Below are 21704 nucleotides of genomic sequence, written 5' to 3'. Positions count from 1 at the left end.
CCCCAGCGGGTGTTTGAGAAGAGGCGCGACGTGGTAGTTGTGGTTCCGTGACGCTTTCTGTTGCGCAGATCGACCGTGAAACCGACCAGATGGTGGGAGAGTGGCTCCCCCTCACGGAAGTGGGCAGGCGGCTCGGGCTCAGCACCGGGCGGGCCAAGCAGCTTCTGAAGGACAAGAGGCTCATCGGTGTCCGCCGCGGCGGCTCCGAGCCCGAGGTCCCCGCCAAGTTCATCGCCGGAAACGACGTGATCAAGGGGCTACCGGGCACGCTGACCGTCCTGTCCGACTCCGGCTACGACGACGCCGCGGCCCTGCGGTGGCTGTTCACCGCCGATGACTCCCTGCCGGGAGCGCCCATCGACGCGATCGTCGCCGGCCGGCACACCGAGGTGAAGAGGCGTGCTCAGGCGCTCGCTTTCTGACGCCAGGCTCTACCTCTGCACCGACGGCCGCCGCCGCCAAGGCGATCTCGAACCCTTTCTGGACGCCGTCCTCGCCGGGGGCGTGGACATCGTGCAGTTGCGCGAGAAGGGCCTCGAGGCCCGCGAAGAGCTCGCGCTGCTCGAGGTGTTCCGCGCGGCCTGCGACAGACACGGAGCCCTGCTCGCCGTCAACGACCGGGCCGACATCGCCTACGCCGCGCGTCCCGACGTGCTGCACCTCGGCCAGGACGACCTTCCCGTGGCGGTCGCGCGCGACATCCTCGGGCCGGACGTCCTGATCGGCCGCTCGACCCACAGCGAGGCCGAGGCGTCCGCGGCGGCGGTGGAGGAGGGCGTCGACTACTTCTGCTGCGGGCCGATCTGGCCGACGCCGACCAAGCCCGGCCGCTTCGCGCCGGGCCCCGGCCTGCTGAAGCACGCCGCGGCGCTCGGCGCCGACCGGCCGTGGTTCGGCATCGGCGGCGTCGACCTCGGCACGCTGGACGAGGTGATGTCCTGCGGGGTGACGCGCGTCGTGGTGGTGCGCGCCATCACCGAGGCCGAGGACCCCGGAGCCGCCGCCGCCGAGTTCGCCCGCCGCCTCGCGGCGGGCTGAGGCCTCAGCTGCGGCGGGCGGTGGCGGCCACGGCGAGCTCCTGCAGGGCCTCGCGTGCCTCGCCGGTGATCGGCGCGTGCCTCAGGGACGCCAGCGCGTCGTCCAGGTAGCGCTTGATCATCTCTTCGCTCGCCGCGAGGGCGCCGGTGTCCGCGATGATCGCGCGCAGCCGCTCGACGCCGTCCTCTTCCAGCTTCGGGTCGCCCAGCAGGAGGCGCACGTCGGCCGCCTGCTCGGGCGTCGCCTGCGACAGCGTGCGCGCGATGAGCATCGTGCGCTTGCCCTCGCGCAGGTCGTCGCCGGCGGGCTTGCCCGTCTCGGCCGGGTCGCCGAACACTCCGAGCACGTCGTCGCGGAGCTGGAAGGCGATGCCGACCTTCTGCCCGTAGTCCACGCACAGCCGGTCGATCCACGGCTCCGGCGCCCGCGCGCCCAGCAGCAGGCCCAGGCGCAGGGGCTGCTCGACGGAGTACTTGCCGCTCTTGTGCAGCGCGACCCGCAGGGCGCTTTCGAAGGTGCTCTCACCGTGGGCCTGCTCCAGCAGGTCCAGGTACTGCCCGCACATCAGCTCGGTGCGCATCAGGTCGTGCACTCCCTCGGCGGCGCGCAGCGCCTCGGCCGGCAGGCCGCTCGTCCGCCACATCTCGCTCGACCAGACCAGCAGCAGGCTCCCGAGCAGCACGGCGGCCCCCTCGCCGAACTGCTCGGCCGACCCCTGCCACCCTGACTCCTCGTGCAGCGCCTGGAACCGGCGGTGCGCCGACGGCCTGCCCCTGCGCATGTCGCTGGCGTCCATGACGTCGTCGTGCATGAGCGCGCTGGCCTGCAGCAACTCCAGCGAGGCGGCGGCCGCGAAGATCGCCGGGTCGTCGCCGCCGCCCGCGCCGCGCCAGCCCCAGTAGCAGAAGGCCGGACGCAGTCGCTTGCCGCCCGCGAGGAAGTCCTCGGCGGCCGTGAGCAGTGGGCTCAGCTCCGGGCCGCTGACCAGGGGACGCTGCCGGTCGACGAACGCCCGCAGGCGCTGGTCCACCTCGGAACGGAACGCGTCCGACAGGGCGAAGGAAGTGGTCATCAGAAGCCTCCGAGGAGACCCCCGCCTTCAGGCGGGGGAAGAATCGGACCCCTGCGCCGGCAGGTCAGGGGCTGGCGGTTCGCCGTCGGGTGAACCGTTGCATCGAATGCGTGTGCGATCCGTGACCGACCGTGAATATGATGCGGGGCGTGGCGCAGATGGTGAAGCGGGCCTACAAGTACCGCTTCTATCCGACTCCCGAGCAGGCATCGGAGCTTGCCCGGACGTTCGGCCGTGTCCGCTACGTCTACAACAAGGCCCTTGCCGAACGCTCCCGCGCCTACGCCCAAGAGGGCCGCAAGGTCTCCTATGCGGAGACCTCGGCGATGCTGACGGGGTGGAAGCGTGCCCAGGGGCTGGAGCTCTTGTCGCAGGTGTCGTGTGTGCCGTTGCAGCAGGCGCTGCGGCACCCGCAGGCCGCCTTCGCCGGTTTCTTCGCCAAGCGGTCGAAGCATCCGGTGTTCAAGTCCCGTAAGAGGTCGCGGGCGTCGGCGGAGTACACCCGCTCGGCGTTCCGCCGGCGGGACGGCGAACTGTTGCTGGCGAAGATGGACGCGCCGCTGGACATCGTGTGGTCCAGGCCGCTGCCCGCGGGTGCGCAGCCGTCCACGGTGACCGTCTCCAGGGACGCGGCCGGGCGCTGGTGGGTGTCGATCCTGGTGGAGGAGACGATCCGGCCGCTGGATCCGGTGGAGGCCTGTGTCGGGGTGGACGCCGGGATCACCTCCCTGGTGACGCTGTCCACCGGGGAGAAGATCGCCAACCCCGGGCATGGGCGGGCCGACCGGCGCAGGGACTTCCTGCACAAGTTCTCGACTCGGCTCGTCCGTGACGACCAAACGGTCGTGATCGAGGATCTGGCCGTGCGTAACATGGTCAAGAACCGCAGCCTGGCGCGTGCCATCAGCGACGCCTCCTGGCGGGAGTTGCGCGCGATGCTGGAGTACAAACCGGGTTGGTACGGGCGGCGGCTGGTGGTCGTGGACCGCTGGTTCCCCTCCTCCAAACTGTGCTCGGCCTGCGGTGCCCTGCGACAGTCCATGCCGCTGAGGGTGCGGGAGTGGGCCTGTGCCTGCGGCGTGATCCATGACCGGGACGTCAACGCCGCCACCAACCTTCTCGCCGCCGGGCTGGCGGAGAGGTGAAACGCCTGTGGAGCTGATGTGAGACCTCAAGGAGACTCCTCTCCGGCGGGCGGTCGGTGGTGAAGCAGGAATCCCCTCCTTCATCTCAGAGAGGGGAGCAGTCAAGCTCTGAGATTAACGGCCGTACAACGGGCAGCCGATCTGCGACCCCTTGTGTGATCGACGTCATGAACGCGGAAGGGTATTTCCGGCGCACGCCGGTGAGCTGCGACCACCTGGCGCCGGTCGTCCGGGACCGGTCCTACAGGCTGTTGACGATCGTTGTGGTGATGTGGCAGGACTCGCTTGGGCCGTGAGGTGCGGCGCCGTGGCGCGACGCGGCGCGGCGTCCGCGGCCCCCGCGCGGACCGCACGTTGGCGATCGGTGCGGAGCGGCCCGGACCTGTAGCCTTGGAGGCATGGCTTTGGGTCGTCCATCCGTCCTGCCCGACCGTGTCCCGACGGTTCGGGAACTGCTCGCCTCCGGGCAGCGCTCGTTCTCCTTCGAGTTCATGCCCCCGAAGAGCGACGAGGGGGAGCGGCAGCTGTGGCGCGCGATCCGCGAGCTCGAGGGGCTGCGCCCGACGTTCGTCTCGGTCACCTACGGCGCCGGAGGCTCCACCCGTGACCGCACGGTCGAGATCGTCGAGCGGCTCGCCCATGAGACGACGCTCACCCCCGTCGCCCACTTCACCGCGGTCGACCACTCGGTGCGCGAGCTGCGCCACCTGGTCGGCAGGTTCGCCGGGGCGGGGGTGCGCAACATCCTGGCCGTCCGGGGCGACCCGCCCGGCCGCGACCCCCTGGACGAGTGGGTCAAGCACCCCGAGGGCGTCTCCTACGCCGAAGACCTCGTCCGCCTCATCCGGCAGGCGGGCGACTTCTGCGTCGGGGTGGCCGCCTTCCCGTACCGGCACCCGAGGTCGCCGTCCGTCGAGTCCGACGTCGACTACTTCGTCCGCAAGTGCCGGGCGGGCGCCGACTACGCCATCACGCAGATGTTCTTCCGCGCCGACGATTATCTGCGCCTGCGCGACCGGGTGGCCGCGGCCGGCTGCGACACGCCGATCATCCCGGGCATCATGCCGATCACGCAGCTGAGCACCATCGCGCGGTCCGAGAAGCTGTCAGGGGCGCCGTTCCCCGCCGAGGTGGCCGGGCGCTTCGAGGCGGTCGCCGACGACCCCGCCGCGGTGCGCCGCCTCGGCATCGAGCACGCCGCCGAGCTGTGCCAGACCCTGCTCGACGAGGGCGCGCCCGGCATCCACTTCATCACCTTCAACCGGTCGAGCGCGACCCGCGAGGTCTACCAGGCCCTGTCGCCCAGCCCCGTCCCCGCCAGCGCCGTCTGAGATCTCCCCCGGCGGCCGGCGTCCCTCCCCAGGGTCGGCGCCGGCCGAGGCCGTGACGGCCACCCGGTGAGAGCGGGTGGGCGCGTGGTCAGGGCATGGGCTGGAGGGGCAGGGTGGCGCCGACGATGGCGTAGTGCTCGTATCCGCCGGGGAAGACGTACATGCCGATGAGGTCGACGAAGCCCAGCCGCTGGTAGAGGTGCCGCGCGGCCGTGGGCTGGTCATGGGTGGACATCACGGCGGTGCGCTCGCCGCGGCCCGCGCACAGGCCGTGGACGAGCCGGCGGCCGACGCCCTTGCCCTGGTACTCGGGGCGCACGTGGATCTCGGCGATCTCGAAGGCGTTCTCGAACCACGCGGCGGCGGTGGCCGGGCCCTCGCGCTCTTCCAGCGAGCGGCGCACGACGTCATGCCACCATTGGCCGGGCGAACCGTGGAAGCCGTACCCGAAGCCGACGGCGACGCCGTCGGTGGTCTCGGCCACAAGGCACGTGAACCGCGGATACGTCGCGTGGTTGCGCATGATGCTCTGCCGGCCCGTGAGCTGGTCCGTCGGAGGGCGCATCGCCACCGTGTATATGTCGATCACGGTGTCCAGCGAGGCGGCGAACTCCTCCGGACCGGCGTGTCGCAGTTCGATCACTTCTCGCACACTAGCAGCACGGGTATCGGCCGCGCCGGGGTCACTCCACCTCGGTGGGCGTGCCGCCGGTGACGCGCAGCAGCTCGTCGTAGGTCGTCGGGAAGATGGTGTGCACATGGCCGGCCGCGGCCCACACGACCTCGTGCTTGGCCAGCCAGGTGTCGACCAGCGTGCGGATCGGCGCGGGATGGCCGACCGGGGCGACCCCGCCGATCGCCTGGCCGGTCGCGGCCTTGACGAAGTCGGGCGAGGCCCGCTTGACCTTCGCCGCGCCGACGAGCCGCGCGATCAGCGCGGTGTCCACCCGGTGGGCGCCGCTGGTGAGCACCAGCAGCGGCTCGCCGTCGGCGTCGAAGACCAGGCTGTTGGCGATCGCGCCGACCTCGCACCCCAGCTGCGCCGCGGCGGCGGCGGCCGTCGGGGCGGGCTCGGTCAGGACGACGACCTCGCCGGTCGCGCCGGACTCGCGGAGGGCGTCGGACACCTTGATGACGCTCGGATGCAACTTTTCTGGCACGCGGACACTCTAAACAGATTGACGGGGCGTCGGCGATCGATTACATCTCCGTGACCGTACGGGGGTCGGGTGTGATCGATGCGCTAGGGTCCCGTGAATCGGACGTGGTGCGGTCGAAGGGGAGTCTTGACATGGCGGTTGGGAGGCGGCTCACCGTCGCGGCGGCGCTGACCGCGGGAGCCGTGCTGCTCTCGGGCGGCGCGGCGCAGGCGGCCACTGGCGTGACGGCCCCGCGGGCGGCGGGCGCCGAGATCACGGTCGCGGCGACGCCGGCCGGGCTCGCGGGCGTGGTCAGGCCGTTCGTGGCGCCCCACGGCACTCTGCGGCTCGGCGCCAAGGGCGCCGCCGTGAAAGAGCTCCAGAGCAGGCTGAGGGAGCTCGGCTACGTTCCAGGGAAGCTCGACGCCAGGTACGGCGGCACCACGCAGTCCGCCGTGTGGGCGTTCCAGAAGATCCAGGGCATCAAGCCGACCAGCACGATCACCTCCCGCACCTGGCGGGCGCTGGAGAACCCCAAGGCTCCGCGCGTGCTCGTCCCCGCGGGCAAGCCCGATCGCGTCGAGATCGACCTCACCCGGCAGGTCGCCGTCCTCTACCGCTCCGGCCAGGTGCGGCTGATCACCCACATCTCCTCCGGCAGCGGCATCCCCTACTGTGAGACGGCCACCTGGCAGGGCAAGACGCAGAGGTTCTGCGGCGGCGCCCGCACGCCGACGGGGGACTACAAGACCACCTGGCGCCGGTCGGGCTGGCACAGGTCCTATCTCGGCCAGCTCTACAACCCGGTCTTCTTCAACGGCGGCATCGCCCTGCACGGCGCGCTGTCGGTTCCGCTCTACCCGGCCTCACACGGGTGCGTGCGCCTGCCGATGCACGTCGCGGCGATCCTTCCCGGCCTGCTCGGCACGGGCGTCCCCGTCCACGTCAGGGGCCGCTTCCAGCGCTGATCCCCGGGGCCGGCGGGGGAGCTGCGAGGACGAGCGCCCGCCACGGCCGTCCACGAGCACACCGCCGCATGAGAAGCCGCGGTCGCACCACGCGACCGCGGCTTCTGGCTGTCACGGGCCGGTTCCCGCCGCGCCCCGGCGTTCGGGCACTCGGGGCGCTGTTCGAACCCCTGGTTGACCGCATGATCGAACTTGTGTTCGTGAGGTGCTTGACATGACGCGTCATCGAATTTATGTTCGACACAGTGGGGGTGGGACTCGCGGCCCACCCCCACCATCCGGCTGGCGAGCGCCGTCCGCGGCGGCCTCTCCACGCGAACCGAATAGCCGGACGGGGAGAGGGGAAGCTCCTCGTCCGGCCCGAGCGGGCGCCGTCGCAAGGCGGCGCCGACAACTCCACACCGGTGGCGGCCCGCGCGCGAGGCCGCCGCCGCATATACGACGGCGGCCCCGCATGCGGGCGGCCACCCGGAACGGCGGGCTGACACGCACGGCGGGCTGACAGGCGGGGGGTGCCGCGGCCGGCCGGGGGTGAGGCGGTGGGCGCCGTGAGCGGGCCGGGCGCCAGGGCCCGCACCAGCCCCGCACCGGGCTGCGCCTGGGAGCACGCCGCCGCGGCCGGTGATCGGCCGCGGCCCGCCGGAAGGTCGTGAGCGCACCACGAGCGGAGGGTCGGCACAGGAATCGCAGCACCCCGCGGCACGGCGACGTGCCGGGGCGAGGGATCAAGGGAGCAAGCGTCCGTGACCATGACCAGCGGGCCGCCGGAATTGTCGGTGGGGTCTGCGACCGTGTTATCACCGGCGGTCACCGCCGGAGCCATGACCCCGAGGAGGGTGGCATGACTCAACAGTCCGGAGAAGGTCCCCGGGTTTCACAGACCGTGCGCGCGCACCTTGCCGACGCGCACTCCTGCCTCGCGGACGCCGCGGCGGCCCGCACCCCCGCAGAGCGTTACGTCTCGGCCCACCTGGCGGCGCTGCGCGCGGCGGCCGCCATCCTCGCGGCGCTGCCCCGGCCGATGGACGGCCGCAGGCGGCGCCTGCGCAGCGCGTGGGAGCTGCTGCCCGAGGCCGAGCCCAGGCTCGCCCGCTGGGCGGCGTACTTCGCCGAGAGCGCCCGCAAGCGGGCTGCGGCCGAGGCCGGCATGGTCCGCGTCGTGTCGGCGCGCGACGCCGACGAGCTGATCACCGAGGCCGACACCTTCGTCGGCGTCGTCGAGGACATCCTGGGCGTCCCCGGCCAGTCCACCCTGCCGGTGAAGGCCCCCCTGGCGGGGTGACGCACGGCATCGCCTCACGCGTGCAGGGACGACATCGCCTCGCGCGCGCAGGGGCGGGGGTGCGGGCGGCCTGACGCCGAGCGGGCTTTCCTGAGCCGAATGTGACGGCTCACGGACCGGTGGCGGCGGGCCTGATGCGGTCGGCCACCGGATGCGGTCGGCCATGAGAGCCGGGCGCTGAGCAGGCTTTCCGGAGCTCGGCTTTCCGGAGCCGGGATGTGACGGCTCGCGGACCGGTGGGTGGCGGCCGGGTGCGGCCGGCCGCGAGAGTCGGGCGTCGGGCATCCACAGGCGGCGAAGGTCAGGCGCCGGGCAGCCACAGGTCGGGGCCGAAGACCTCGTAGTGGATGTCGGAGGCCGGCACTCCGCGCGCGAGCAGCTGCGAGCGCGCCTCCCGCATGAAGGGCAGCGGTCCGCAGAGGCAGGCGACCACGCCCTCGGGCAGGTCGATGCCGGTGAGATCCACCCGGCCGATGCTCGCCGGGGCCGGCTCCGCCGGCGCTCCGCCCGCCGCGTCGGCGGCGTTCCACGCGCCCGGCTCCGCACGCCCTTCGCCCGCCGCGTCGGCGGCGTTCCGCCCGCCCGGGGCGGCGCTGTTCCACGTGGCGTCTCCCGTGCCGGTGGGCGCGACGGCGCTCACCGTGTCCGGGGCGGGGTTCCTGGTGGGGTTGCTCGTGCTGGTGGGCGCGGTGGCGATTCCTGCGGGTGTGGTGCCCCCTCGGTGCGTCTCGTCCGCGTGGTCGTGGCAGGCGCAGGGCTGCTCGTACCAGCGGTGCAGGGTGGCGCCGGGCAGCGCGGCGACCAGGTCCAGCAGCTCGGCGCGGTGGGCGTGGTGGGCCGGGGTGCGGTCGGCGTGCGCCACCACGACCCGGCGGACCGAGTCCGTGGCCGCGAGGTGGTCGAGCATGGACAAGATGGGCGTGACGCCGATCCCGGCCGAGGCCAGCAGCAGGGGGCCGTCGCCGTGCGGCAGGGTGAGGTCGCCGAACGGCGCCGACACCATCAGGACGTCCCCGGGGCGCACGCCGGCGTGGAGCAGGCCGGACACCTCGCCGTCCGGGGCGCCGTCGCCGCGCGCCTTCTTGACGGTGATGCGCCAGTCGCCCCGCTCCGGCGCGCGCGAGAGGCTGTACTGCCGGATCTGCCTGGCCCCGTCGGGAAGAGGGACGGCGACGCTGATGTACTGCCCCGGTCTGAACGACCTTGGGGTCTTCGGCCGCAGCGTGAACGACACCACGTCCGCGGTCTCGCGGCGCCGGTCGATCACCGTCGCCTCCAGCCATCCCTCGCCGGACTCGCGGTACAGGACCGCCTCCAGGGCGATGAGCGTGCCGGCCATGAGCCAGTACACCTCGTCCCAGGCCGCCGCCACCTCGGGTGTGATCGCCTCGCCGAGGATGTCGCCGATGGCGGCGAAAAGGTACTTCTGCACAAGGATGTACTGGTCGGGGGTGATCCCCAGTGAGGCGTGCTTGTTGGCGATGCGGGCGAGCATCGCGTCGGGGGCACGGCCGGAGCCGACCAGCGAGGCGGCGTAGCCGGCCAGCGCTCCGGCCAGGGCGGCGCGTTGTTCGCCGTTCGCCTGGTTGCCCCGGTTGAACAGGTCGCGCAGCAGTTCGGGGTTGTCGGCGAACATCGTGTCGTAGAAGCGCGCCGCGATGTCGTCGATGGCGGCGCCGACCGCGGGCAGGGTGGCACGGATCCGCGTGGCCGATTCCGGGGAAAGCAAGGCATCCTCCTGGCATGTGAATTGGTATTAGATCTTCATATTCAACGATGGCCGAAACCGGCGCCGCGCGAGCAGGGCGCTCAGGTGAGTGAGACGAGGACCGGTCCGGCCGGCGAGGTCACCAGGTCGTCGACGGTCAGCGGGTCGAGAGAGGCGTAGAACGCCCGCTGGGCGTCGCGCAGGGCGCCGCGCAGCCGGCAGGCGGCCCGCAGCGGGCAGGGGGACTCGCCCTCGCACGCCACGACCTCCTCCTCGCCCTCCAGTTCGCGTACCAGCCAGCCCAGCGACGCGGACCGTCCCAGCGCGGTGAGTTCAAGGCCGCCGCCGCGCCCCCGCCGAGCGTCCACGACCCCGAGATGCTGCAGGCGCGAGATGGCCTTGGCGGTGTGGGTGTAGGGGATGGCCATCGCCTCGGCCACCTGCCTGGTGGTGCGGGTGGCCCCCGGCTCCGCGACCGCCAGTCGCATGGTGACCCGCAGGGCGAGATCGGTGAACTTCGTCAGGCGCACGGCACGAAGTTAGCAATGTGGAATCGCAGATGACAATTAAAAGGCGGCGAATGTGGGAGACCCCACACGCCTGCCGCAGTGCCCGGTGGTCCGGGCAAGCGAAGAGCCCGCGGAGCGGGGTGCTCTCCTGCGGGCTCTTCGGTGCTCACGGTCGCGGGTCGCCGCCGCGGGGCCGGGGGGACACCCGGCACGCACGTCCGGTGGCGGCTCGCGCGGGGGCCTGGACGCCGTGGGCGGTTCAGGTCATGCGAACGGCGCGGCCGCTCGCGCCGGCCGGGCCGGGTGGCCGCGGCGGCCGGGCCGGATCGGCGCGGCCGCCGGGGCGAGGGTCAGAAGGACTCGACCGCGCGGCGCGCCTCGGCGTCGAGCACGCCCCAGGTGATGAGCTCTTCGGTGAGCTCGGTGGGGGACTTGTCATAGATGACCGCGAGTGAGCGCAGGTCCTCCTGGCGGATGGAAAGCACCTTGCCGTTGTAGTCGCCGCGCTGGCTCTGGATGGTGGCCGCGTAGCGGGCCAGGGCCCCGGCCTTCTCCTTCGGCAACTGCGCCAGCCGCTCAAGGTCGATCACGAGCTTCGGCGTGGGGCCGAGCGGGCTCGGCGCGGAGCCGCCGGGAAGCAACTCGGAGACCGGGACACCATAGAAGTCGGCCAACTCGGCGAGCTTCTGCACCGTCACGGCGCGGTCGCCGCGTTCGTAGGAGCCCACGACGACGGCCTTCCATCGGCCCCGCGACTTCTCTTCGACTCCATGGAGTGATAGCCCCTGCTGGGTGCGGATGGCGCGGAGTCGCGCGCCCAGCGACTTGGCGTAGTCAGACGGCATCGTTTGGCCCCCCGGCTTTCTATGAACGTTCTCACTTATTGTGCGCCTTGCGACGAATGCAACGGCGATCGGGTGGTGCCTGGGGAGACACCATCGGTGACCGACACGTCCCGGTTTACCCGGGAACGTCGCGAGGTGTGGTTACGCACAGTGACGGTAAAGGTGTGGACGTGATTGGTCAAGCTGATTGGAAAAAAGATGCCGAATCCTGTCCGGTTCGGCTTCACTCCGCTCGGTCACAAGGGCCCCGCCGGCCGCTTCCGTCCGCCTGGGGCATGGATTCGGCCGGCTCCCGGCAAGGATCCGCGGCCGGCGGCCGGCCGCGCCGCGAGGCCCGCCGGCGGCGGGCCTGAGGGCATCCGCCCAGGTCGAGAAGCCCCTACCCGTTCGGAGCGTTCGGCGAAGGGCTGCTAACGTGGTGGTCGCCAGTTCCTTTAAGACCCGTCCTGTGAGGCGGGAAAGGTGGTGACCCTCATGAACGCCGCCCGAAATCAGGCCCGTGACGACGATCCCCGCATCGACGGGGAGCCGGCGCCCGGCGGTGGGCGTCCCGTCGACGGCGAGCGCGCCGTCCTGGAGGGCCCCGACATCAACCGGGCCCTCACCCGCATCGCCCACGAGATCCTCGAGCGCGCCAAGGGCCCCGACGACCTCCTGCTTCTCGGCATCCCCACCAGGGGGGCCGTTCTCGCGCGCCGGCTCGCCGACCGCATCGAGCAGGTCGAGGGCCGTCCGGTGGCCGCGGGCTCACTTGACGTGACCATGTACCGCGACGATCTGCGCCTGCGTCCCACGCGTGCCCTCGGCCGCACCGATCTGCCCAGAGACGGCGTGGACGGCCGCATCGTGGTCCTGGTCGACGACGTGCTGTACTCCGGCCGCACGGTGCGCGCCGCGCTGGACGCCCTCAACGACCTCGGCCGCCCGACCGCCGTCCGCCTGGCGGTCCTGGTCGACCGGGGCCACCGCGAGCTGCCCATCCGCGCCGACTATGTCGGCAAGAACCTCCCCACATCCCGCGCCGAGACCGTCCGGGTGTGCCTGGCCGAGATCGACCAGCGCGACGCGGTCCTGCTGAGAGGGGGCCAGCGATGAGGTCCCTGCCCCCGTTCACCGCCGGTCCGCGCGCCGCCGCGCACGCGCTCCCGAGAGGAGGCCGGCGATGATGCGCCACCTGCTGTCCACCGCCGACCTGTCACGCGACGACGCCCTGCTGATCCTCGACACCGCCGAGCAGCTGGCCCAGGTCTCCGGCCGCTCGATCAAGAAGCTGCCGACGCTGCGCGGGCGCACGGTCGTGAACCTCTTCTTCGAGGACTCCACCCGCACCCGCATCTCCTTCGAGGCCGCGGCCAAGCGCCTGTCCGCCGACGTGATCAACTTCTCGGCGAAGGGGTCCAGCGTGTCCAAGGGCGAGAGCCTGAAGGACACCGCGCTCACCCTGCAGGCGATGGGCGCCGACGCCGTGGTCGTCCGGCACGGCGCCTCCGGCGCGCCGCACCGCCTGGCCAACTGGGTCGACGGCAGCGTGGTCAACGCGGGCGACGGCACCCACGAGCACCCGACGCAGGCCCTGCTGGACGCCTTCACCATGCGCCGCCGCCTCGGCGACCTCGTCGGCCGCCGGGTCACCATCGTCGGCGACGTGCTGCACAGCCGGGTCGCCCGCTCCAACGTCCATCTGCTGCACACCCTGGGCGCCGAGGTGACGCTGGTCGCGCCGCCCACCCTGCTGCCGGTGGCGATGGGCGACTGGCCGTGCGAGGTCTCCTACGACTTCGACGCGGTGCTGCCCAAGTCCGACGTGGTCATGATGCTGCGCGTCCAGCACGAGCGGATGAACGCCTCCTACTTCCCCTCGGCCCGCGAGTACAGCCGCCGCTACGGGCTGGACCCCGAGCGTCTCGGCCGCATGCCCGACGGCGCGATCGTCATGCACCCGGGGCCGATGAACCGCGGCATGGAGATCGCCGCCGAGGTCGCCGACTCCGAGCGCTCCACCATCGTCGAGCAGGTCACCAACGGCGTGACCGTGCGCATGGCCGTCCTCTACCTGCTTCTGTCCGGCAATGAGCCCGCGATCGGGGGAAACCAGTGACCTACCTTCTCAAGGGCGCCCGCGTCCTCGGGGGCGAGCCGAAGGACATCCTTCTCAAGGACGGCTACATCGCCGCCGTCGGCGCGCCCGGCGAGGTGGACGTCCCCGGCGCCGGGCACATCGACGCCGGCGGGCTGATCGCGCTGCCGGGCCTGGTCGACCTGCACACCCACCTTCGCGAGCCGGGCCGCGAGGACGCCGAGACCGTCGAGTCCGGCACGGCCGCCGCGGCGCTCGGCGGGTTCACCGCCGTCCACGCCATGGCCAACACCTCGCCGGTCGCCGACACCGCCGGCGTGGTCGAGCAGGTCTACCGGCTCGGCCAGGAGGCCGGCCACTGCGACGTCCAGCCGGTGGGCGCGGTCACCTCGGGCCTGGCCGGCAAGCAGCTCGCCGAGCTGGGCGCGATGGCCGACAGCGCCGCCCGTGTCCGGGTCTTCTCCGACGACGGGGTGTGCGTCTCCGACGCCGTCCTCATGCGCCGGGCCCTTGAGTACGTCAAGGCGTTCGACGGGGTGGTGGCCCAGCACGCGCAGGAGCCGCGCCTGACCGAGGGCGCGCAGATGAACGAGGGCGCGGTCTCAGGGCGCCTCGGCCTGACCGGCTGGCCGGCCGTCGCCGAGGAGGCCATCATCGCCCGCGACTGCCTGCTCGCCGCGCACGTCGGCTCCCGGCTGCACATCTGCCACGTCTCGACGGCGGGGTCCGTCGAGATCATCCGATGGGCCAAGTCCAAGGGCTGGGACGTCACCGCCGAGGTCACCCCGCACCACCTGCTGCTCACTGACTCCTGCGCCGAGCGGTCGCCCAACGGCGCCTACAACCCGATCTACAAGGTCAACCCGCCGCTGCGCACCCGGGCGGACGTCGAGGCGCTGCGCGAGGCGCTCGCCGACGGCACCATCGACTGCGTGGCCACCGACCATGCCCCCCACCCGGTCGAGGACAAGGAGACCGAGTGGCCGGCCGCGGCCATGGGCATGATCGGCCTGGAGACCGCCCTGTCGGTGGTCCAGGAGGCCATGGTCGAGACCGGGCTGCTCGACTGGGCGGGCGTCGCCGACCGCATGTCCGCCCGGCCGGCCCGCATCGGCCGCCTGGACGGCCAGGGCGGCCCGCTGAAGCCCGGCGTCCCCGCGAACCTCACCCTGTTCGACCCCTCCGTCCGCTGGGCCGTCGATCCGGGCGGGTTCGCCTCAAAGAGCCGCAACACCCCCTACCAGGGCCTGACCCTGCCGGGGCGGGTCGTCGCGACGTTCCTGCGCGGCCGCCCCACCGTTCTCGAAGGGAAGCTCACGTGACGCTCGCGACCACCGGCACGGCCCTCCTCGTGCTGGAGGACGGCCGGGTCTTCCACGGCGCCCCATACGGCGCCGAGGGGGAGACATTCGGCGAGATGGTGTTCTCCACCGGCATGACCGGATACCAGGAGACCCTCACCGACCCCTCCTACCACCGGCAGATCGTGGCGATGACCGCCCCGCACATCGGCAACACCGGCGTCAACGACGAGGACCCCGAGTCCTCCCGCATCTGGGTCGCCGGGTACGTCGTCCGCGAGCCGGCGCGCGTCGCCTCCAACTGGCGCTCCAGGCGCACGCTGGACGACGAGCTGCGCCGCCAGGGCGTCGTCGGCATCGCCATGCCCGGCACCCGCGCGCTCACCCGCCACCTGCGCGAGCGCGGCGCCATGCGCGCCGGGGTGTTCACCGCCCCGACGGCTCCCGTCGAAGAGCTGGTCGACAGGGTCAGGACGAGCCCCTCGATGGCCGGCGCCGACCTGGCGAGGCAGGTCTCCACCGCCGAGCCGTACGTCGTGCCCGCCCACGGGGAGAAGCGCTTCACGGTCGCCGCCGTCGACCTCGGCATCAAGGCGATGACCCCCTACCGCATGGCCGAGCGCGGATGCGAGGTGCACGTGCTCCCGGCGAGCGCGACGGCCGCCGACATCCTCGCCCTCGACCCCGACGGCGTCTTCCTGTCCAACGGGCCGGGCGACCCCTCGGCGGCCGACTACGCCGTCGAGGCGCTCACCGGCGTCATGGACGCCGGCCGGCCGGTGTTCGGCATCTGCTTCGGCAACCAGATCCTCGGCCGCGCGCTCGGCCTCGGCACCTACAAGCTGCGCTACGGGCACCGGGGCGTCAACCAGCCCGTGCAGGACCGCCGCACCGGCAAGGTCGACATCTCCGCGCACAACCACGGCTTCGCCGTCCAGGCGCCCGCCGACGGGCCGTTCGACACCCCCTACGGCCGCGCCGAGGTCAGCCACGTCAACCTCAACGACGGCTGCGTCGAAGGGCTGCGCCTGCTCGACTACCCGGCCTTCAGCGTCCAGTACCACCCTGAGGCCGCGGCGGGGCCGCACGACGCCGCCGGCCTGTTCGACGAGTTCTGCGCCCTGATGGCGCGCCCGGGCACCAAGGAGGATGGCACGCGTGTCTAAGCGCACCGACATCGCATCGATCATGGTGATCGGCTCCGGCCCCATCGTGATCGGGCAGGCCTGCGAGTTCGACTACTCCGGCACCCAGGCGTGCAGAGTGCTGCGGGCCGAGGGCTACCGCGTGATCCTCGTCAACAGCAACCCGGCGACGATCATGACCGACCCCGAGTTCGCCGACGCCACCTACGTCGAGCCGATCACCCCCGAGATCGTCGAGCAGATCATCGCCAAGGAGCGCCCCGACGCCCTGCTGCCCACCCTGGGCGGGCAGACCGCGCTCAACGCGGCGGTCGCCCTGCACGAGGCCGGCGTGCTCGACCGTTACGGCGTCGAGCTGATCGGCGCCGACATCGACGCCATCCAGGCGGGGGAGAACCGCGAGCGGTTCAAGGAGATCGTCGCCAAGGTGGCCGCCGAGCACGGCCTCAACGCCGAGTCGGCGCGCTCGGCGATCTGCCACACCATCGACGAGTGCCTGTCCGCCGCCGCCGGTCTCGGCTACCCGGTCGTCGTGCGGCCGAGCTTCACCATGGGCGGCGCGGGCTCGGGGTTCGCCTACGACGAGACCGACCTGCGCCGCATCGCCGGCGCCGGGCTGGACGCCTCGCCGACCACCGAGGTGCTCCTTGAGGAGTCGATCCTCGGCTGGAAGGAGTACGAGCTGGAGGTCATGCGCGACCGGGCCGACAACGTCGTCATCGTCTGCTCCATCGAGAACATCGACCCGATGGGCGTGCACACCGGCGACAGCGTCACGGTCGCCCCGGCCATGACCCTCACCGACCGTGAGTACCAGAACATGCGCGACGTCGCCATCGCGGTCATCCGCGAGGTCGGCGTCGACACCGGCGGCTGCAACATCCAGTTCGCCGTCGACCCGCGCACCGGGCGCATGATCGTCATCGAGATGAACCCGCGCGTCTCGCGGTCCAGCGCCCTGGCCTCCAAGGCGACCGGCTTCCCGATCGCCAAGATCGCCGCCAAGCTGGCCGTCGGCTACACCCTGGACCAGATCCCGAACGACATCACCCGCGAGACGCCGGCGTCCTTCGAGCCCTCGCTGGACTACGTCGTGGTCAAGGTGCCGCGCTTCGCCTTCGAGAAGTTCGCCGGCGCCGACCAGACCCTCACCACCCACATGAAGTCGGTCGGCGAGGCCATGGCGATCGGCCGGTCCTTCCCCGAGGCCCTCCAGAAGGCCCTCAGATCGCTGGAGAAGAAGGCGTCGTCCTTCTCCTGGTCCGAAGACCCCGGCGGCAAGGACGACCTGCTCGCGGCCTGCCGCAAGCCGCACGACGGGCGGCTGCGCACCATGCAGCAGGCCATCAGGGCGGGGGCGACGCTCGACGAGCTGTACGAGGCGACCAGCGTCGACCCGTGGTTCCTCGACCAGCTGTTCCTCATCGACGAGGAGGCCAGGGAGATCGGCCGCGGCGAACTCGGCGCCGCCACGTTCGTGCGGGCCAAGCGCCACGGCTTCAGCGACGCGCAGATCGCCGAGATCCGGGGCCTGGCCGAGACCGAGGTGCGCGCGCTGCGCCACGGGCTCGGCGTGCGGCCCGTGTACAACACCGTCGACACCTGCGCCGCCGAGTTCGCCGCCAAGACCCCCTACCTCTACTCGACCTACGACGAGGAGACCGAGGTCCCCGGCGGCGACCGGCCCAAGGTCATCATCCTCGGCAGCGGGCCCAACCGCATCGGCCAGGGCATCGAGTTCGACTACGCCTGCGTCCACGCCTCTTTCGAGCTGTCGGCGGCGGGGTATGAGACCGTGATGGTCAACTGCAACCCCGAGACGGTCTCGACCGACTACGACACCTCCGACCGGCTGTACTTCGAGCCGCTCACCCTGGAGGACGTCCTTGAGGTCGTGCACGCCGAGCAGCAGGCCGGCCCGGTCGCCGGGGTGATCGTCCAGCTCGGCGGGCAGACCCCGCTCGGCCTGGCCCAGGCGCTCAAGGACGCCGGGGTGCCGGTCGTCGGCACCAGCCCCGAGTCGATCCACCTGGCCGAGGAGCGCGGCGCGTTCGGGCGCGTGCTGGCCGAGGCCGGCCTGCCCGCCCCCAAGCACGGCACCGCGGTCACCGTGGAGGAGGCCCGCGCCATCGCCGACGACATCGGCTACCCGGTGCTGGTGCGCCCCTCCTACGTCCTGGGCGGCGCGGGCATGGCCATCGTGTACGACGAGGCGACCCTGAGCGCGTACATGGAGCGGGCCGGCGCGGCCAGCGACCACCCGGTGCTCGTCGACAAGTTCCTCGACGAGGCCATCGAGATCGACGTGGACGCCCTGTTCGACGGCGAGGAGCTCTACCTGGGCGGCGTGATGGAGCACATCGAGGAGGCCGGCATCCACTCCGGCGACTCGGCGTGCGCGCTGCCGCCGATCACCCTGGGCGGGTTCGACATCAAGCGCATCCGCGCCGCCACCGAGGCCATCGCGCGCGGGGTGGGCGTACGGGGCCTGCTGAACGTCCAGTACGCCATGTCGGCCAACATCCTGTACGTCCTTGAGGCCAACCCGCGCGCGAGCCGCACGGTGCCGTTCGTCTCCAAGGCGACGGCGGTGCCGCTGGCCAAGGCCGCCGCCCGCGTCATGATGGGCGAGACCATCGCCGCGCTGCGCGGCCAGGGCATGCTGCCCGCCGAGGGCGACGGCGGGACGCTCCCGCTGGACGCCCCCATCGCGGTGAAGGAGGCCGTGCTGCCCTTCAACCGGTTCCTCGGCGTCGACACCATCCTCGGCCCCGAGATGCGCTCCACGGGCGAGGTCATGGGCATCGACGAGGTGTTCGGCACCGCCTACGCCAAGTCGCAGTCGGCCTCCTACGGCTCGCTGCCCACCAAGGGGCGCGCGTTCGTCTCGGTCGCCAACCGCGACAAGCGTCACATGATCTTCCCGGTGAAGGCCCTCGCCGACCTGGGGTTCGAGATCCTCGCCACAGAGGGCACCGCCGAGGTGCTGCGCCGCAACGGCGTCCATGCCAAGATCGTGCGAAAGCAGAGCGACGGCATCGGCACGGACGGTGAGCCCACCATCGTGACCCGCATCCTGGACGGCGAGGTCGACCTCATCGTGAACACCCCCTTCGGCAGCCCGGGCCAGTCCGGGCCGCGCCTGGACGGCTACGAAATCCGCACCGCGGCCGTCCTGCGGGGCATCCCGTGCGTCACCACTGTGCAGGGGCTCGGTGCGGCCGTGCAGGGCATCCAGGCGATCGCCGCCGGCTCGGTGGGCGTACGGTCGCTCCAGGAGCACGCCCAGCGGCTGAGGGGCTGACGCCCGGCGGGAGGTGGAGGAGACGGCCGTTACTCCGGTGCAGGTGACCGGCACGGTGCTGACGACGCGCCGCGTGGACGCCTACCACGCGCTGACCGTCGTCGCGCCCGGCATCGCCGAGCGCTTCCGTCCCGGCCACTTCGTCTCGGTGGCCATCGGCGGGCCGCACACCTCCATGCCGACCCGCCGGGCCTTCTCCGTGCACGACGTCAAGCCCGACTACGGCGGCACGGTGGAGCTGGTCTTCGCCGTGCGCGGCCGCGGCACCGCGTGGCTGGCCGAGCGCAAGGCCAGGGACACCCTGGACCTGGTCGGGCCGCTCGGCCGCCCGTTCCCGGTGCCGCGCGACCCGTGCGCGTGCGTGCTGGTCGGCGGCGAGTACGGCTCGGCGTCGCTGTTCGCCCTGGCCGACACCCTGCAGCAGCGCGGCTGCCGGGTCGACTTCGTGCTGGGCGCGGCCTCGGCCGACCGGGTGTTCGGCGCGCTGCGCGCCCGGCGCATGGGGGAGACCACCACGCTCACCACCGAGGACGGGTCCCTTGGCCTGCGCGGCAGGGTCACCGACGTCCTGCCCGCGGTGATCGCCGACGCGCGCGCCGACGTGGTGTACGCCTGCGGCCCGATGGCGATGCTGCGCGGCGTGACGGCCGTCGGGGTCGAGTTCGACATTCCCGTGCAGGTCAGCGTGGAGGAGTCGATGGCCTGCGGGTACGGCGTCTGCATGACGTGCGTGATCCCCGTGATCGGGGAGGACGGAGTGACCCGCATGGTGCGCTCGTGCGTCGAGGGACCGGTCTTCCGCGGCGAGCGGGTGCGGTTCGAGGACATCGGCACGATCCCGTTCGACGCCCTGGGCGCTCCCGGGGGACGAGCCCAGGAGGGAGGTGCTCACACCCGAAATGTCAGTTGACATGCGGACATACCTGGCGCACGTCGAACTGGCCAACCCGATCACCACGGCCGCCGGGTGCGCCGCCTCCGGCGCCGAGCTCTCCCAGTTCTTCGACCTCGCCCGCCTCGGGGCCGTGGTCACCCGCTCGATCACCATGGCGCCGAGGGCCGGGCGGCCGACGCCCCGCATGGCCGAGACCCCCTCCGGCATGTTGAACGCCGTGGGGCTCCAGGGGCCGGGCGTGGAGGTCTTCCTCGAAGGCGAGCTGCCCCGGCTGGTCGAGCGCGGCGCGCGGGCCGTGGTGTCCATCGCCGGCGGCAGCGTCGCCGAGTACACCGCCCTGGCGCGCAGGCTCGCCGACGCGCCCGGCGTGGCCGCGATCGAGGTCAACCTGTCGTGCCCCAACGTCGAGGACCTCGGGCGGGTCTTCGCCCGCGACCCCGCCGCCTCCGCCGAGGTGATCGCCTCCGTCCGCGCGACCATGCGCTACGACGTCCCCGTCGTGGCCAAGCTCGCCCCGGACGTGGCCGACATCGTCGCCGTCGCCCGCGCGTGCATCGACGGCGGCGCGGACGCCCTCGCCATGATCAACACCCCTCTCGGCATGAGCATCGACGTCGACACCATGCGCCCCGCGCTCGCCGCCGGCACCGGAGGGCTCTCAGGGCCGGCCATCAGGCCGCTGGCCGTGCGCTGCCTGTGGCAGGTGCACGCCGCGCTGCCCGGCGTTCCGATCGTCGGCATGGGCGGCGTCATGACCGGCAGGGACGCCCTGGAGCTCATCTTGGCCGGAGCCTGCGCCGTCTCGGTGGGCACGGCACTGTTCCACGACCCCTACGCTTGCCTGCGGATCCTGCGGGAGCTCGAAGACCTGCTCAAAGAGCGCGGCTTCGAGCGGCTCGCCGACGCCGTCGGGCTCGCCCACCGACCGCCCGGGGCAGGCCCCCGGCACCGCATCGACCTGGAGGAGAGCTCTCTTTGACGTCCGCACCCATCGCCGTCGCCCTGGACGCACCCGATCTGGAGACGGCGGCCCGCTGGGCGGCCCTGGTGACGCCGCACGTGAGCACCGTGAAGGTCGGCCTCGAACTCTACCTGCGCTACGGACCCGACGTGATCGCCTCCGTGCGCGGCGCCTCCGGCGTCCAGATCTTCCTCGACCTGAAGCTCCACGACATCCCGAACACCGTCGCCGGGGCGGCCAAGGCCGTCGCGCGGCTCAAGCCGCACATCCTCACCGTGCACGCGGCCGGAGGCCGCACCATGATCCGCGCGGCCGTCGACGCCCTGCCGAACACCGTCATCGCCGCCGTGACGGCCCTGACATCGCTGTCAGAGGCCGATCTCGAGCGCATGGGGGTCAGGGGGCCCGCCCGCGACGCGGTGCGCCGTCTGGCCGTAGAGGCCGTCGACGCGGGCGCCCAGGCCCTCGTGTGCTCCCCGCGCGAGGTGGCCGCCGTCCGCGCGGAGGTCGGGCCCGGCATCACGCTCATCACCCCCGGGGTCCGGCCCGCCGGTTCCGACACCCAGGACCAGGCAAGGGTGGCGACCCCCGAGCAGGCCATCGCCGACGGGGCCGACCTCCTCGTCATCGGGCGGCCGATCACCGGCTCCGCCGACCCCGGCGCGGCCGCCGCGGGCATCGCCGCGGCCTTGCGGCGCGTCCTCTCCGGCTGAGGAGGGCTGTGTTTGCTTGGCCTCGCTTCGCTCGGCGTGCTCGGGGCGCCTTTGAGGCGGCGCCGTTCGTCGTCGTTCACGAGCGCTCGTCCCTCGCACTCGCTCTCTCCTCCTCACGACACCGCCGCGCCCCGAGCTGTGCCGGCTTGGCCTCGCTTCGCTCGGCGTGCTCGGGGCGCCTTTGAGGCGGCGCCGTTCGTCGTCGTTCACGAGCGCTCGTCCCTCGCACTCGCTCTCTCCTCCTCACGACACCGCCGCGCCCCGAGCTGTG

General features: G+C 72.3%; 20 protein-coding genes. 14 read left to right on the top strand and 6 right to left on the bottom strand.

All coding sequences use genetic code 11. The annotated features are described in order from the left end of the window. Window positions 1-47 precede the first annotated feature (47 nt). Window positions 48-422: an Rv2175c family DNA-binding protein gene (locus ACFO60_RS15500; RefSeq protein ID WP_380840935.1), complete on the top strand. Its 375-nt coding sequence runs from the start codon at window positions 48-50 to the stop codon at window positions 420-422. Continuing rightward, a complete protein-coding gene (thiE, locus tag ACFO60_RS15495) occupies window positions 400-1038 on the top strand; it encodes a thiamine phosphate synthase (protein ID WP_380840933.1) in 639 nt (212 codons plus the stop codon). The genes ACFO60_RS15500 and thiE overlap by 23 nt, the downstream gene beginning before the upstream one ends. 4 nt (window positions 1039-1042) lie before the next feature. Here the strand turns inward: thiE and ACFO60_RS15490 are convergent, their stop codons facing one another. After that, the gene (locus ACFO60_RS15490; RefSeq protein WP_380840932.1) at window positions 1043-2110 is read right to left on the bottom strand and encodes a polyprenyl synthetase family protein; all 1068 of its coding nucleotides are present in this window, start codon (window positions 2108-2110) and stop codon (window positions 1043-1045) included. Window positions 2111-2259: 149 nt separating this feature from the next. Here ACFO60_RS15490 and ACFO60_RS15485 point away from each other — a divergent pair, with 149 nt between their 5' ends. After that, window positions 2260-3255 carry an RNA-guided endonuclease InsQ/TnpB family protein gene (locus ACFO60_RS15485; RefSeq protein WP_380840931.1) on the top strand — a complete coding sequence of 332 codons (996 nt, stop codon included), beginning with the start codon at window positions 2260-2262 and terminating at the stop codon, window positions 3253-3255. 398 nt (window positions 3256-3653) lie between these two features. Further along, window positions 3654-4586, top strand: a complete 933-nt coding sequence (metF, locus tag ACFO60_RS15480; protein WP_380840930.1) for a methylenetetrahydrofolate reductase [NAD(P)H] — start codon at window positions 3654-3656, stop codon at window positions 4584-4586. An 88-nt stretch (window positions 4587-4674) separates the two neighbouring features. Here the strand turns inward: metF and ACFO60_RS15475 are convergent, their stop codons facing one another. Continuing rightward, window positions 4675-5229, bottom strand: a complete 555-nt coding sequence (locus ACFO60_RS15475) for a GNAT family N-acetyltransferase (protein ID WP_380840928.1) — start codon at window positions 5227-5229, stop codon at window positions 4675-4677. 40 nt (window positions 5230-5269) lie between these two features. Further along, window positions 5270-5746 carry a YbaK/EbsC family protein gene (locus ACFO60_RS15470; protein WP_380840927.1) on the bottom strand — a complete coding sequence of 159 codons (477 nt, stop codon included), beginning with the start codon at window positions 5744-5746 and terminating at the stop codon, window positions 5270-5272. 131 nt (window positions 5747-5877) lie between these two features. Between ACFO60_RS15470 and ACFO60_RS15465 the strand changes: the two genes are divergently transcribed. Both ACFO60_RS15465 and ACFO60_RS15460 read left to right on the top strand, forming a co-directional pair. Beyond that, window positions 5878-6693 (top strand): L,D-transpeptidase family protein, encoded by an 816-nt coding sequence (locus tag ACFO60_RS15465; protein WP_380840925.1) that lies wholly within the window; start codon window positions 5878-5880, stop codon window positions 6691-6693. Window positions 6694-7534: 841 nt separating this feature from the next. Beyond that, window positions 7535-7975, top strand: coding sequence for an SAV_6107 family HEPN domain-containing protein (locus tag ACFO60_RS15460; protein WP_380840924.1), 441 nt, complete (start codon window positions 7535-7537; stop codon window positions 7973-7975). A 301-nt stretch (window positions 7976-8276) separates the two neighbouring features. Here ACFO60_RS15460 and ACFO60_RS15455 read toward each other — a convergent pair whose 3' ends face one another. From ACFO60_RS15455 to bldD, 3 genes are all read right to left on the bottom strand, one after another. Beyond that, a complete protein-coding gene (locus ACFO60_RS15455) occupies window positions 8277-9704 on the bottom strand; it encodes a globin domain-containing protein (RefSeq protein ID WP_380840922.1) in 1428 nt (475 codons plus the stop codon). An 80-nt stretch (window positions 9705-9784) separates the two neighbouring features. Beyond that, window positions 9785-10213: an RrF2 family transcriptional regulator gene (locus tag ACFO60_RS15450; RefSeq protein WP_380840920.1), complete on the bottom strand. Its 429-nt coding sequence runs from the start codon at window positions 10211-10213 to the stop codon at window positions 9785-9787. A gap of 329 nt (window positions 10214-10542) precedes the next feature. After that, the gene (gene bldD, locus ACFO60_RS15445) at window positions 10543-11037 is read right to left on the bottom strand and encodes a transcriptional regulator BldD (protein ID WP_279783368.1); all 495 of its coding nucleotides are present in this window, start codon (window positions 11035-11037) and stop codon (window positions 10543-10545) included. Between the two features lie 474 nt (window positions 11038-11511). Here bldD and pyrR point away from each other — a divergent pair, with 474 nt between their 5' ends. From pyrR to pyrF, 8 genes are all read left to right on the top strand, one after another. Further along, entirely contained in the window at window positions 11512-12132 is a 621-nt protein-coding gene (gene pyrR, locus ACFO60_RS15440; RefSeq protein ID WP_380840919.1) for a bifunctional pyr operon transcriptional regulator/uracil phosphoribosyltransferase PyrR, read from the top strand. Window positions 12133-12202: 70 nt separating this feature from the next. Further along, window positions 12203-13135 carry an aspartate carbamoyltransferase catalytic subunit gene (locus tag ACFO60_RS15435; protein ID WP_380841192.1) on the top strand — a complete coding sequence of 311 codons (933 nt, stop codon included), beginning with the start codon at window positions 12203-12205 and terminating at the stop codon, window positions 13133-13135. Beyond that, window positions 13132-14436, top strand: a complete 1305-nt coding sequence (locus ACFO60_RS15430; protein WP_380840918.1) for a dihydroorotase — start codon at window positions 13132-13134, stop codon at window positions 14434-14436. The genes ACFO60_RS15435 and ACFO60_RS15430 overlap by 4 nt, the downstream gene beginning before the upstream one ends. Then, a complete protein-coding gene (gene carA, locus ACFO60_RS15425; RefSeq protein WP_380840917.1) occupies window positions 14433-15581 on the top strand; it encodes a glutamine-hydrolyzing carbamoyl-phosphate synthase small subunit in 1149 nt (382 codons plus the stop codon). The genes ACFO60_RS15430 and carA overlap by 4 nt, the downstream gene beginning before the upstream one ends. Further along, window positions 15574-18864, top strand: coding sequence for a carbamoyl-phosphate synthase large subunit (gene carB / locus ACFO60_RS15420; RefSeq protein WP_380840916.1), 3291 nt, complete (start codon window positions 15574-15576; stop codon window positions 18862-18864). Before carA ends, carB begins: the two co-directional genes overlap by 8 nt. Before the next feature lie 37 nt (window positions 18865-18901). Further along, window positions 18902-19774, top strand: coding sequence for a dihydroorotate dehydrogenase electron transfer subunit (locus ACFO60_RS15415; RefSeq protein ID WP_380841191.1), 873 nt, complete (start codon window positions 18902-18904; stop codon window positions 19772-19774). Further along, a complete protein-coding gene (locus ACFO60_RS15410; protein WP_380840915.1) occupies window positions 19764-20738 on the top strand; it encodes a dihydroorotate dehydrogenase in 975 nt (324 codons plus the stop codon). Before ACFO60_RS15415 ends, ACFO60_RS15410 begins: the two co-directional genes overlap by 11 nt. Further along, entirely contained in the window at window positions 20735-21433 is a 699-nt protein-coding gene (pyrF, locus tag ACFO60_RS15405; RefSeq protein WP_380840914.1) for an orotidine-5'-phosphate decarboxylase, read from the top strand. The genes ACFO60_RS15410 and pyrF overlap by 4 nt, the downstream gene beginning before the upstream one ends. Window positions 21434-21704: the final 271 nt, after the last annotated feature.

The organism is Sphaerisporangium dianthi (genome assembly GCF_042654065.1).
In the GTDB taxonomy this organism is placed as follows: Bacteria; Actinomycetota; Actinomycetes; order Streptosporangiales; family Streptosporangiaceae; genus Sphaerisporangium; species Sphaerisporangium dianthi.
Note: the sequence above shows the minus strand (reverse complement) of the source record. Positions and strands in the feature narration are given on the sequence as shown.

Bases quoted from the DNA above. Each gene is read 5' to 3' on its own strand.
- ACFO60_RS15465 (WP_380840925.1), top strand. From the start codon at position 5,878: ATGGCGGTTGGGAGGCGGCTCACCGTCGCGGCGGCGCTGACCGCGGGA.
- ACFO60_RS15410 (WP_380840915.1), top strand. From the start codon at position 19,764: ATGTCAGTTGACATGCGGACATACCTGGCGCACGTCGAACTGGCCAAC.
- bldD (WP_279783368.1), bottom strand. From the start codon at position 11,037: ATGCCGTCTGACTACGCCAAGTCGCTGGGCGCGCGACTCCGCGCCATC.
- ACFO60_RS15435 (WP_380841192.1), top strand. From the start codon at position 12,203: ATGCGCCACCTGCTGTCCACCGCCGACCTGTCACGCGACGACGCCCTG.
- ACFO60_RS15490 (WP_380840932.1), bottom strand. From the start codon at position 2,110: ATGACCACTTCCTTCGCCCTGTCGGACGCGTTCCGTTCCGAGGTGGAC.
- pyrR (WP_380840919.1), top strand. From the start codon at position 11,512: ATGAACGCCGCCCGAAATCAGGCCCGTGACGACGATCCCCGCATCGAC.
- metF (WP_380840930.1), top strand. From the start codon at position 3,654: ATGGCTTTGGGTCGTCCATCCGTCCTGCCCGACCGTGTCCCGACGGTT.
- ACFO60_RS15460 (WP_380840924.1), top strand. From the start codon at position 7,535: ATGACTCAACAGTCCGGAGAAGGTCCCCGGGTTTCACAGACCGTGCGC.